This window comes from Eubacterium album (genome assembly GCF_025336545.1).
In the GTDB taxonomy this organism is placed as follows: Bacteria; Bacillota; Clostridia; order Lachnospirales; family Lachnospiraceae; genus Eubacterium_U; species Eubacterium_U album.
In genome coordinates this window covers 1-12,503 of sequence record NZ_JAODBU010000008.1, presented here as the reverse complement: position 1 = coordinate 12,503, position 12,503 = coordinate 1, and the positions used below count along the sequence as shown (strand labels likewise).

Sequence of the window (12,503 nt, the reverse complement as noted above, 5' to 3'; positions counted from 1 at the left end):
CTCCTGCCTTGTCCGGTAATTAATTTATCTCGTCTAATGTAATACTGTATGATGGAAGAAATTTTTCAATAAAAAAAGCAATCTCCGGCATCTTCATTTCGTCTATACTCTTTTTAATTGAATTTTGTGCATTAACAAAATCTGTATTTCCCATTTTTGACTCTTCTATGCACTTTATATATGCTGATAATCTATCTGCAGCCTTTACATATTTCCACTCTTCATTTTGTTCTTCTTTTAAGATAGTTCTGTAAACCTTTCTCATTTCTTCCGGCAATTCATTTATAAGCTGATTAGTAGCCACTTCCTCTACCTTTTTATAAGAATCTCTTATTTCAGGTGCATAATATTTTATAGGTGTAGGCAAATCTCCCGTAATAATTTCGGATGTATCATGAAACATCGCTAAAACCGCTATGTGTTCTGCATCATTTTGTTTATTAAAATAGATATTTCCTATAGTAGCTAAAGCATGGGAAATAACAGCCACATCTAAACTATGTTCTGCTATATTTTCCTGAATTGTATTTCGCATAAGCCCCCATCTGTTTATATATTTCATTCGGGCAAGCATACCAAAAAAATTGTTCATTTATTCTCTCCATATTACAAAAGTTTTCTACCTTTTAAATAGATACAAAGGTCTTTTTGTCATTAAACATCATCAACAAAAAGACCTTTGTATTTGTAATTTACGGTATTACCTTCGCTTACAATATATTTATATTATTTAACTTCATATTTCAAATTTTTAAATATATATCTGAGAAATAAAATAATACTTCACAAACTCTTGTGCACTACATGTTTACACAATTATGCTCTCTTTACATATTTAAAAATTTCTTTACAACAGATTCCATTTCATCTACATTGCATAAGTTATTATGACGGATTTCTGCGTTTCTGATTTCTTCAATTGCATTTGGAACTTTAACATTTCCAATCTTGCTTAATTCATCAACTAATTCAAAATCGCCAAGCTTATCATATGCAGGATTAATTGCATTCATAACACTTCTTGTAAATTTGAATGGGCTTGCTGTACTTGCAATAACAGTTACCTTATCATCATTTGTATCTTTCTTGTACTTACCATATACACATGAAGCAACTGCAGTATGAGTGTCCATAATATATCCTGTCTTGTCATATACTCGTTTAATTTCTTCTGTTGTTTCAGCTTCAGTAGCATAATTTCCATAAAAATCAGCAAGTTGCTTTCTCATTGAATCAGTAATAGTATATTTTCCGTCTTTTGCTAGTTCTGCCATTAATTCAGCATTCTTTTCTGAATCATTTTCAGCAATTTTATAAATTAATCTTTCAAGATTACTTGAAATCAAAATATCCATAGATGGTGAGTTTGTTAAAATAAACTCTCTGTTTCTATCATAGCATCCTGTTTCAAAGAAATCATAAAGTACTTTATTGTCATTTGAAGCACATACTAATTTATCAATCGGAAGTCCCATATTCTTTGCATAGTAAGCTGCTAAAATGTTACCAAAGTTACCTGTTGGAACTACAACATTAATTTTTTCATCCTTAGCAACTTTTCCTTCTGCAAATAATTTTGCATATGCATATACATAATAAGCAACCTGTGGGATAAGACGTCCAATATTAATTGAGTTTGCTGATGAGAACTGGAATCCTTTTTCATCCATTTCTTTTGCAAGTTCTTTATTTCCAAATATAGCTTTAACTCCACTCTGTGCCTGGTCAAAGTTTCCATTTATTGCTACAACAAATGTGTTATCACCTTTCTGTGTAACCATCTGTTTTTCCTGAATAGGGCTTACTCCACCATGTGGATAAAATACTACAATTCTTGTTCCTTTAACATCTGCAAATCCTGCCAAAGCAGCCTTACCTGTATCACCTGATGTAGCTGTCAAAATAACAATTTCATTTTTAACATCATTCTTTTTAGCTGATGTTGTAAGTAAATGTGGAAGTATTGACAATGCCATATCCTTAAATGCTATTGTTGCGCCATGGAAAAGTTCCAAATAGTATGCGCCATCAACTTCTGCTAATGGAGCAATTTCTTCTGTATCAAATTTAGAATCATATGCTTTATTAATACAATTCTTTAATTCTTCCTCTGTAAAGTCTGTAAAGTATAATTTCATAACTTCATATGCAACTTCCTGATATGTCATTTTTGACAATTCATTTACAGATACTTCTAACTTTGGAATAGTTGTAGGTACAAATAATCCTCCATCATCTGCTAATCCTTTTAAAATAGCCTGTGATGCCTTTACTTCTCCACCTTGTCCACGGGTACTTCTGTATAATACTTCCATCTTTTCCTCCTACTGATAACCTTATTTGTTATTTATATAGTTTATTAAACCTTCTGCTTTAATGATTTTCTGCATAAACTCCGGGAATGCCTGACCTTTAAATTCAGTTCCTTTTGTTTCATTGTAAATCATACCTGTATCAAAATTAACTCTTACCACGTCTCCTGCCTCAATGCCTTTAGCAGCTTCCGGGCATTCAATAATTGGCAAACCAATATTTATTGCATTTCTATAAAAAATTCTGGCAAATGTTTCAGCTATAACACAACTTACACCCGATGCCTTAATTGCTATTGGTGCATGTTCTCTTGATGAACCACATCCAAAGTTCTTATCAGCTACTATAATATCGCCTTCTTTGACATTTTTTACAAAATCAACGTCTATATCTTCCATACAATGCTTTGCAAGTTCCTTTGCATCAGGAACATTTAAGTATCTTGCTGGAATAATTACATCTGTATCAACATTATCGCCATATTTAAATACTCTTCCTTTAGCTTCCATTTCTGCCTCCTATAGTCCTAATTCTTCTGGTCCTGAAATCTTACCTGTAACTGCACTTGCTGCTGCTACTGCAGGGCTTGAAAGGTAAACTTCTGATTCAGGGTCTCCCATACGTCCTACAAAGTTTCTGTTTGTTGTAGCTATTGCTCTTTCTCCCTTTGCAAGAATACCCATATGTCCTCCAAGACAAGGGCCACATGTTGGTGTGCTTACTGCGCATCCGGCTTTAATGAAAGTCTGAATTAAGCCTTCTTCAATTGCCTGTAAATATACTGCCTGAGTTGCTGGGAAAATTATGGCTCTTACACCTTTTTTAACTTCTCTGCCTTCTAATACTTTGGCAGCAATTCTCATATCTTCAATTCTTCCGTTTGTACATGAACCAATAACAACCTGATCAATCTTAACTTCGCCAACTTCGTCAATTGTTCTTGTATTTTCAGGAAGATGTGGAAATGCAACTGTCGGTCTTAATTTACTTAAGTCAATAGTGTATTCCTCATCATATTCAGCATCCTCATCTGCTTCATATACTGTAAATTCTTTAGTAGAATGTTCCTTCATATACTGAATAGCCAAATCATCTACAGGGAAAATACCATTCTTTCCACCTGCTTCGATTGCCATATTTGTCATAGCGAATCTGTCATCCATAGATAAGTATTTAATTCCATCTCCAACAAATTCCATTGAGCGGTATAATGCACCGTCAACACCGATTAAACCAATTATATGTAAAATAATATCTTTTCCACTTACCCATTTAGCCGGTTTACCTGTAAGATTAAATTTAATAGCTGATGGAACTTTAAACCAAGCCTGACCTGTAGCCATACCTGCTGCCATATCAGTACTTCCTACACCTGTTGAGAAAGCTCCAAGGGCTCCATATGTACATGTATGTGAATCTGCACCAATAACTACGTCTCCGGCAACAACTAACCCTTTTTCAGGAAGTAATGCATGTTCAATTCCAACTCTTCCTGTTTCAAAGTAATTAGTAATTTCGTTTTCTTCTGCAAAATCTTTAACGCATTTATATAATTCTGCTGATTTAATATCTTTATTTGGTGTAAAATGATCTGGTACTAATGCAATTTTATCTTTGCAAAACACACAATCAACATTCATTTTTTTCATTTCGCCAATCGCTACAGGAGCTGTTACATCATTACCTAAAACCAAATCTAAATTGGCTTCAATCAACTGTCCTGCTTCGACTTTATCTAATCCCGCATGTGCTGCAAGAATTTTCTGAGTCATAGTCATTCCCATGTTCAGATTCCTCCTTAATTGAATACGCTTTTATTCTAATGCACTATTTTATAACAAAATTCAATCAGCGTCAATTGATGATAATTATTTATTTCATTTTAAATCTTAACAATTCATTATAATTATCCATATCGAGAACTATTACATTTCCATCAAATCCAATAACGTACAAATTATCGTCTATATATAATCCTCTAGAAGAATATATATTTCCGGACATTTTTATTTTTGCTCTTCTTACAAATTTTTCATTTTCTTTATCATATCCAAATATATAATAATAATTTTCTATATTACCATTTTTATATTCTTCAGCCATGAATCCGATTATATTTTTCTCATAAGATACCATAACCGCTTTATAATTATATAACGCTTCTGAATATTCAGTTCCACTTATCACCTTTCTGGATTCTAATTCAGCTTTTCCATTTTTAATATTATACATATCAAGTTTTATTTCCTGATTATTTTCATTTTCTGTATTCATTCCTAATCCTAATAAACTATCTTCTCCATAGAAATGCAAATAATCTGAGTATCCGGAAATTTTTAATTTTCCAATAATACTTGGATTTTCTATATCAGAAAAATCAACTGCAAAAAGAGGGTCTGTATTTCTATATGTAACAAAATATCCATAATCGCCCATAAATCTTGCTGAATAAATTTCTTCATTTTCAGCTAATCCTTCTGTTTTTGAAACAACTTTCATGCCTGAATCTAAAACATACAGATTATTGTGCATATCATTTTTATAGAAATCATTTTCTAAAACTTTTTCATTATATATGTCTTCGTATCCGATTACTTCATCCTGTTTATTATAAACAACAATTCTACTAACAAGATTTTTATAATCATTAACGGTTGTAACCATTCTAATATGCCCTTTATATTCATCAACAGATAAATTGTCATCTATTGTTCCATCTACAACTCCATCTGCAATTATTTTCAAATTTCCATCTTTGCATTGTATTTTTATTATTTCGGTATTGCTTTTTTCACGTACATAAACAACTTTTTCTTTTGCATATACTTCATTAAAATTAATATCCGGATATGCTTTTTTAAGATATTTTTTATATTCCTTTCTTATTTTTACATCTTTATCTTTTATATCTATTTTGCTTATATATTTTTTTCCTTCCTTTGTGTCAGAAATATCTTCCTCACTGCTTTTTGATATGCATAAATACAAATTGTCCTCACTCATATAAACATTAGTATTTCCGACAGCTATAGCCTTTGTTCCCATTATTTTGTCGGGTTTTAAAATATTAACTGATGTAACAATAACATAATCACTACCATCACTATTTTCAGGAATATAAATATCCGAAGCTGCCATTTTTTCATTTTGAACATATGGTACGCAATTATCTATTGAAATATTGTCTATCGGTTTATTTGTAACAGTATATAAAATATTTCCAACTAATCTTGAAGAATTATAATTGCCTTCTATCTTCAAAGTTGATGCTAATTTAGCATTTTCAATATCTGTTATATCGTAAATCAATACTTCTGTATTTCCCGAATAAATTGCTATATCATAACATCCCATTTTTCCGGTTGAAGAACTATATTTACTTGCAAAAACTACGAGTCTATTATCATTAACGTACATTTCCTGATACTCATATTTATTTTTATTTTTTCCTGATGATAAGTTTATTGCTCCAACCTGTTTAGTATTTTCTCCATCAGCATTGCATATTAAAACTTTACTCTTGCTTTGATTAAGAAGAAATATATTCTTGCCATTCGTCTTTACGATATCTGCTTCATCTACGCCTTGCGTCTGTACATTTGTATTGTAAGATTTAGATTGTGATGATGCTGAAGAATCTGCTACATTAGTACTTTCAGATTTTGCAGTTTTAAGTCCGTTTCTTTCTTTCATTCCATAGTAAATTGCATTATTTGCAATTTGTAAATTTTTAAGTTTATCATATATATCCGAATAACTTTCATTATTGTCTGATTTGCTCTCATTATTCTTTTCATTTACAACTACATTGAACGTTCCACTATTATTATCGTTAGTTATATAATTGTATGTAACATTAAATACTCCAACAATTAACGCAAGGCATGCGGCAATTGTTCCAATTTTAAGTATTTTTCCCTGTTTTTTTCTTTCATTACTTTTGTTTAATAATCCGTTTAATTCTTCACTGTTCATTTTGTCAGGAATTATTGTTTTATCAGATTCCTCTTTTATTAAACTTGCAATTTTTTTGTTTTCTTTATTTACATCCTCAAAAAAATCTTTCTTATCCATTCCTAATCCTCCAAATATTTTTTCAATTTGTTTAAACTTCTATTCAATTTAGATCTTATGGTTGATGATTTAATATGTAATATTTTTCCGACTTCTTCACTTTTATATCCTTCTATAATGCATAAAGTCACAATCATTCTGTCTGTTTTATTCAATATGCTCATAGCCCTTTCCAAGTCGATTTTTTCTTCTTTATTATCTGTTTTTCCTTCAACACCTGTTAATTCATCAAATTGGATAACTTTAGGATTTTGAATTGTTACTTTATCATATTTTTCCCGCATTTGTCTTTTACATTTGCCTGATAATATTTTTATAATCCAAATATCAAATTTATCTGTGTTTTTTAGTTTTCCAATTCCTTTATAAGCATCTAAAAATGTTTCACTTACTGCATCTTTAGCCTGTTCACTGTTTCCTATTGTGTAAAATGCAAATTTGTACAAATCTCTATATACTGCTGAATACAGATTTTCAAATGCAGTCTTATTTCCCACCTTTGCTTTTTCTACATCATTGATTTCATAATTCATATTGTTTTCTCCATAATTTATTCCTGAATAAACAATAGTGTTTTCCAGGTTGTGTACACTTTACCCTTCAAATATATAGTGTTCTTCTTTTTCCGTTTTGTTGCATTCTTCTTTAAAATATGTTATAAATTTCTTGTTGCTTTTTGGAGCGGTATCGAAGAGGCCATAACGAGACTGACTCGAAATCAGTTTGTCCATTTACTTGGGCACGTGGGTTCGAATCCCACTCGCTCCGCTTTTCTCTTGTTATACACATGACTTTTTTGTATATAACAACAAAACTCATCTTACATGATTATTTGCATATTCACATGCATTACTCTTCATGTAAGATGAGTTTTTTCGTTTACGTGACTTTGACCTTATGAAATCAAATTACACTGCCATCATAAAACACCATAATAAAAAGCACATAACAGCTAAATATCCGAAGAAAATCACCATTCCTTTTTTGTTTTCATAAAATTCCATAATGAATTCCTCCTTTCTAAAATCCGATTCCTTTATTTATATAAAATTATATCATTTTTTCCTTTGTTTTTCTATGACTAAGCTTGTTTTTCCACGGACAAATATAGCCAATATAACGTCTTCTTTTTTGGTTATTTTTACATCTTATTTCACCTGTATGTATATTTTATTTTTGCTACTTTTTATGATAAGATATATTATTATGTCAAAACAAAAAAGCGTGAAACAACAAAGTGTGTTTAGTATAATAGTTTATAACTTTATGTTGGAATCAAAAAGGTCTTTCACCCACTCATTAGCAAGCTCATGTGGCCTTAAACCTTTTGCCCCTGGCATAAACTTTATACTATTATTTATGCTGACAATTTCAATATTGTCACTTTTATCATTTTACTAATTTATAAAGGAGTATCCGCAATGTATTACAACTCTTTAAATGCTTATTTAAGAAATAAATTTGGATGTAAAGTATATAAATTGTCTATAAGTTCCGGCCTTTCATGTCCTAACAGAGATGGTAATATTAGTACGGGTGGTTGTATTTTTTGTAGTGAAGGTGGTTCAGGTGACTTTGCCAGCAATCCTTCATATTCAATAACTGCCCAAATTGAGGAAGCAAAAGAAAAAGTTTCAAAGAAAATATCATCAGGTAAATACATAGCCTATTTTCAATCATTTACAAATACATATGGTTCTGTTGAATATTTAAGAAAAATATTTACAGAAGCAATAAATCATCCTGATATTGTTGCTTTGTCAATTGGGACACGACCTGACTGTTTGCCTGACGAAGTAATTGCACTTTTAAATGAATTAAATTCAATTAAACCTGTCTGGATTGAACTTGGATTACAGACAATTCACGAAAAAACTGCAGAATTCATTAATCGCGGTTATAATTTGGATTGTTTTAATAACGCTGTAACACGTCTCAATCAAGCTAATATAGATATTATAGTACATTTAATATTAGGACTTCCCGGAGAATCTATGGAAGATATATTACAATCAGTTGATTATGTTTGCTCCTTACATATTCAAGGCATTAAGCTTCAATTACTCCACATATTAAAAAACACTACTCTTGCAGATATTTATATGCGAAATCCTTTTCATGTTTTCACTATGGATGAATATGTTTCCCTGATAGGCAAATGTCTTGAGCACATTCCTTCAAACATTGTTATTCATAGATTAACCGGAGATGGTCCAAAATCTTTATTAATAGAGCCTTTATGGAGCGGAAATAAAAAATTAGTTTTAAATACTCTCAATAAATATTTATCTGATATGGACATTATTCAAGGGAGTAAAGTTATCAACTAACTATTTACTTAACTACACCTTGTTTTGTTTCGCTCTCAAGAGTTGTTTGTATTTCCTGACTTTGTGTAGTTTCAATTTCCTGTGTATTTTCTACTTCACTGGTTTCTTCTGTCGTTACTTCACTTTCATATTCAGAAGTAGTTTCCTGACTTTCTGTTTCACTTATCGTTTCTGTGATTTCTTCTTCAGTAAAAGGTTCAGAAATCTCTTCTTCAACTATTGCTGGTTCTATATTCAATATTAGCTCATCATCGTCATTTGCCACACCCTTTTTTTCAACTTCTCCTGCCAGGGTATTAATACTTTTCCTACATAGTTTATTATAATCTTCCTTTCCTGCTTCTGCCAATTTTATACACAATGCAGCTTTTCCTAGTGAAACATTATTTTTCTTTGCAACTTTTTCAACCTTTTTATCTACTTTTATATCCTGATAAATTGTTTTAAATTTCTTTCCCTTATCAATTTCGTATTTTTCAGTATTATATTGAACTGAATTTAGTACTTCTTTTCTTGTCTTTGCATTATCTGACACAACTGTTACAAGCATAGAATTCTTATTTTTTTTCAAATATCCTTCATTCGATATTTCTTTTATAATTCCATTCATTACATCTTCGCATTTAGATTTTTCATCCAATTTGTTTCTCAATTTTTTTACAATTAACTTTGCATCTTTGTTTCCTGCTACAATTTTTTCAACGCATCCTTCCTTATTAAATTGTACCGTAATACTTGGATTAACATCTACAATTATGGAAAAAGCATATTTTTCCTCCTTAAACTGCTGTTTTGGAGAAAATACCATTATAACAATCATAATACACGCCACCATAGCAGTAACAATACCACCAAATATAACTTTATTATTATTTCTAAATAACGGCTCATCATTACCAAAAAGTTCAGACTCGTCTTTTATTTTTTCTATTTTATTTTCACAAATTTTATTAACTAAATCCGGAGCCATTGATTCAAATTTGTCATCTAAAATTTCTTTTATATCCTTTTCTTTCATCATATGCCTCCTATGCTTCAATTTTACTCTTCATTTTTTTTAATGCTCTGTTATATTTAGATAATACAGTTGATAGCGGTAATCCTGTAATTTCAGCAATTTCTCTATGTTTCATCCCCATATATATGTACATAATTACAATCGTTCTTTCTTCTTTTTTTAATGACGCAAGTGCCTGTTCTAATAAAATTCGTTGTTCACTAACATTATTTTCATTATCTGTCACATAATTCTCCACCAAATCAAAATCAACTTTTGTAATTTTTCCATATTTTCTTATGTGGTCGAGATATACATTTTTTGCGACACGACACATCCACCCCATAGGTGTACCTTGTTTTGTGTATAAATGACTTCCATTACGCACTTTTATATATGTATTTTGCAGCATATCTTCTGCATCTTCTTTGTTTCTCGTAAGCGATAATAAAAACCCATACAATTGTTTATACGATGCATAATATAATTGTGCAAAAGCTTCATTATCACCATCTGCTATTTTTGCAAATAATCCTTCATCTATTTTATTATTTTCACTTTGCATAAATATTACCTTATTATATCCCCTTTTTATTCACCCCGTAATTAGTATCATCTCATACTCTATTATCTACTAATTAAACGTGATATGTTCAATTTTTATTGCATAAATTAAATGCAAAACTGATTTTTATTGCATATAAACTAAAAAATTGAATAAAAATTAAGCAAAAAGTTTAGTTTCTATTCAACTTTTTAAGTTTTATATTTTATTTTTAGCTATTTTCTTTGTTTCGTCAATCAAAACATTTTTAAATTCCACATATTCTTCAGTTCCGTCAACATAATACTCATGTGGCATTTTTGTTCTCTTTACTTCAGGATAAATTTTTTTCATTTGTTCATTACAATACTTCTGTTTTTCTAAAATTTCCGGATCGTCATACACTAATTCACCATTTTTAAATATTGTTTTTTGTAATTTTTCTAATTTAAAATTAGTAATTGTAGTATGTTTTAATATATTGGCCGGATCAGCAATAACTATTTTATCCCTTGATACATTTTCTATTCTTCTTGCCATTATATCTGCAATTGCATATCCTGTTTCTTTATCATATGCTCTATATAATTTTTTAAAATCAGGATTGATTGTCTTTGAAACATCATTACTTAATTTTATTTTAGGAATCCAATTTCCATCTTTCTTTAATGCAACTTCTTTATATACGCATCCCATTCTTCCTTCAGGTTTAGAAATGTTATCGCCAACACCAAGACTTGAGAACTCTGCTCCCTGTATAATTAATGATTCTATTGATTCAGCTGTAAGTCCATTGCTTAAGCATATTCCTGCATCTTCTAATCCTGCATCATCAAGCATTTTTCTTGCTTTCTTAGATAAATAAGCTAAATCTCCTGAGTCAATTCTAATTCCTTTTAATCTATAACCGTTTGGAACTAAATACTCTTTTGCAACTCTTATAGCATTTGGAACGCCACTTCTTAGAGTATCAATTGTATCAACTAATAATAAGCAATTATCCGGATAAGCTTTTGCATATGCTAAAAATGCATCATACTCAGTGTCATATGACTCAATCCAACTATGTGCCTGAGTTCCCAGTCCTTTCATATTAAGCATATCCGCAGCAATATCATTACTTGTTCCATCACATCCTGCCATAATTCCATATATTGACGCATCTATTGCTGCTTCACAACCATCTGCTCTTCTAGCTCCAAATTCCATTATTGTCACATCATCAGGAGTAGCTTCTACTATTCTTCTTGCTCCTGTTGCATGTTCCATTGCTCCGTTAACCATAGATAAAATTGCAGTTTCAATTATCTGTGCTTCAATTATAGGTGCTTTTACCGTTATTATAGGCTCATTTGGAAATACAGGAGTTCCATCAGGTATTGCATATATATCACCCGAGAATTTCAAATTTTTTAAATATTCTACAAATGACTTACCATATCCTTTTCTTTCTAAATATGATAATTCCTGTTCTCCAAAACTGAAATCTTTAATGTATTCTATTACTTTATCTAATCCTGCCATAATAGCATACCCGCCATTGTTAGGCACTTTTCTAAAGAAAACATCAAATGCAGCAATCTGATTTTGCATTCCATTCTGATAATATCCGTTCGCCATTGTAAATTCATATTCATCTGTCATAAGAGTATAATTTCTTGGTAAACGTTTATATCCATTATATATTTTCATCAAACTTACCTCTGTCTTTCTTTTTGTTTTTCACTATTCCCATTTTACTTAGTCTTATTTCTTTATTATATTTGTATATCTTTTTAATTTTATTACTTGAAGTTTAAATTGTCTACCTTTTAAAATAAAAAATACCAAACTGTGGATGTTATTCGCAACCTGATTATACTCTTTGGATTACCTCATGCTAAAAAAGAGCCTAAAAAATGCGGTCAATCCTATCGAATTAACCGCATTTCATTAAAAATCAATCTTAGTTATTGATTAACTTGTCTTCTTCATTATTCCAGCTGTAAAGTTTTCTGATTTCCTGTCCAACTTTTTCTGATGGATGTTCTGAAGCTAACTTTCTCATTGCCTTGAAGTGTACCTGACGTCCTGCCGGTGACATATCAAGTAAGAATTCTTTTGCGAATGTTCCGTCCTGAATGTCACTAAGTACTTTCTTCATTGCTTTCTTTGTTTCTGCTGTAACAATCTTTGGTCCTGTTACATAATCACCATATTCTGCTGTATTTGATATTGAATATCTCATTCCTGCAAATCCTGACTG

The 12,503-nt window shown here is 30.7% G+C and carries 10 protein-coding genes, 1 tRNA gene and 1 pseudogene; 2 read left to right on the top strand and 10 right to left on the bottom strand.

Annotated features, from left to right (window positions below; genetic code table 11):
• Positions 1-19: 19 nt before the first annotated feature.
• The 6 genes from yfbR to N5B56_RS08830 form a co-directional block, all read right to left on the bottom strand.
• Positions 20-592 carry a 5'-deoxynucleotidase gene (gene yfbR, locus N5B56_RS08855; RefSeq protein ID WP_022089073.1) on the bottom strand — a complete coding sequence of 191 codons (573 nt, stop codon included), beginning with the start codon at positions 590-592 and terminating at the stop codon, positions 20-22.
• A gap of 235 nt (positions 593-827) precedes the next feature.
• The gene (thrC, locus tag N5B56_RS08850; RefSeq protein WP_117910160.1) at positions 828-2,315 is read right to left on the bottom strand and encodes a threonine synthase; all 1,488 of its coding nucleotides are present in this window, start codon (positions 2,313-2,315) and stop codon (positions 828-830) included.
• A gap of 21 nt (positions 2,316-2,336) precedes the next feature.
• Positions 2,337-2,822 (bottom strand): 3-isopropylmalate dehydratase small subunit, encoded by a 486-nt coding sequence (gene leuD / locus N5B56_RS08845; RefSeq protein ID WP_022089071.1) that lies wholly within the window; start codon positions 2,820-2,822, stop codon positions 2,337-2,339.
• A 9-nt stretch (positions 2,823-2,831) separates the two neighbouring features.
• A complete protein-coding gene (gene leuC, locus N5B56_RS08840; RefSeq protein ID WP_022089070.1) occupies positions 2,832-4,097 on the bottom strand; it encodes a 3-isopropylmalate dehydratase large subunit in 1,266 nt (421 codons plus the stop codon).
• A gap of 88 nt (positions 4,098-4,185) precedes the next feature.
• Positions 4,186-6,387: a beta-propeller domain-containing protein gene (locus N5B56_RS08835; protein ID WP_260978762.1), complete on the bottom strand. Its 2,202-nt coding sequence runs from the start codon at positions 6,385-6,387 to the stop codon at positions 4,186-4,188.
• 2 nt (positions 6,388-6,389) lie between these two features.
• Positions 6,390-6,920, bottom strand: coding sequence for an RNA polymerase sigma factor (locus N5B56_RS08830; RefSeq protein ID WP_260978761.1), 531 nt, complete (start codon positions 6,918-6,920; stop codon positions 6,390-6,392).
• Positions 6,921-7,065: 145 nt separating this feature from the next.
• Between N5B56_RS08830 and N5B56_RS08825 the strand changes: the two genes are divergently transcribed.
• Together N5B56_RS08825 and mnmL are read left to right on the top strand one after the other, a co-directional pair.
• Positions 7,066-7,155, top strand: a tRNA-Ser gene (locus tag N5B56_RS08825).
• Positions 7,156-7,808: 653 nt separating this feature from the next.
• Positions 7,809-8,717, top strand: a complete 909-nt coding sequence (mnmL, locus tag N5B56_RS08820; protein ID WP_022089066.1) for a tRNA modification radical SAM protein MnmL/YtqA — start codon at positions 7,809-7,811, stop codon at positions 8,715-8,717.
• Between the two features lie 4 nt (positions 8,718-8,721).
• Here the strand turns inward: mnmL and N5B56_RS08815 are convergent, their stop codons facing one another.
• The 4 genes and pseudogenes from N5B56_RS08815 to N5B56_RS08800 form a co-directional block, all read right to left on the bottom strand.
• Positions 8,722-9,735: an anti-sigma-I factor RsgI family protein gene (locus tag N5B56_RS08815; RefSeq protein WP_260978760.1), complete on the bottom strand. Its 1,014-nt coding sequence runs from the start codon at positions 9,733-9,735 to the stop codon at positions 8,722-8,724.
• Between the two features lie 10 nt (positions 9,736-9,745).
• Entirely contained in the window at positions 9,746-10,279 is a 534-nt protein-coding gene (locus N5B56_RS08810) for an RNA polymerase sigma factor (RefSeq protein WP_117910156.1), read from the bottom strand.
• Positions 10,280-10,477: 198 nt separating this feature from the next.
• Complete coding sequence (locus N5B56_RS08805; protein ID WP_147585993.1) at positions 10,478-11,950, bottom strand: nicotinate phosphoribosyltransferase; 1,473 nt, start codon at positions 11,948-11,950, stop codon at positions 10,478-10,480.
• 253 nt (positions 11,951-12,203) lie between these two features.
• Positions 12,204-12,503 (bottom strand): annotated as a pseudogene (locus N5B56_RS08800) (ketol-acid reductoisomerase); the annotation flags it as partial.

Bases quoted from the DNA above. Each gene is read 5' to 3' on its own strand.
- thrC (WP_117910160.1), bottom strand. From the start codon at position 2,315: ATGGAAGTATTATACAGAAGTACCCGTGGACAAGGTGGAGAAGTAAAG.
- mnmL (WP_022089066.1), top strand. From the start codon at position 7,809: ATGTATTACAACTCTTTAAATGCTTATTTAAGAAATAAATTTGGATGT.
- yfbR (WP_022089073.1), bottom strand. From the start codon at position 592: ATGAACAATTTTTTTGGTATGCTTGCCCGAATGAAATATATAAACAGA.
- N5B56_RS08830 (WP_260978761.1), bottom strand. From the start codon at position 6,920: ATGAATTATGAAATCAATGATGTAGAAAAAGCAAAGGTGGGAAATAAG.
- N5B56_RS08815 (WP_260978760.1), bottom strand. From the start codon at position 9,735: ATGAAAGAAAAGGATATAAAAGAAATTTTAGATGACAAATTTGAATCA.
- N5B56_RS08835 (WP_260978762.1), bottom strand. From the start codon at position 6,387: ATGGATAAGAAAGATTTTTTTGAGGATGTAAATAAAGAAAACAAAAAA.
- leuD (WP_022089071.1), bottom strand. From the start codon at position 2,822: ATGGAAGCTAAAGGAAGAGTATTTAAATATGGCGATAATGTTGATACA.
- leuC (WP_022089070.1), bottom strand. From the start codon at position 4,097: ATGGGAATGACTATGACTCAGAAAATTCTTGCAGCACATGCGGGATTA.
- N5B56_RS08805 (WP_147585993.1), bottom strand. From the start codon at position 11,950: ATGAAAATATATAATGGATATAAACGTTTACCAAGAAATTATACTCTT.
- N5B56_RS08810 (WP_117910156.1), bottom strand. From the start codon at position 10,279: ATGCAAAGTGAAAATAATAAAATAGATGAAGGATTATTTGCAAAAATA.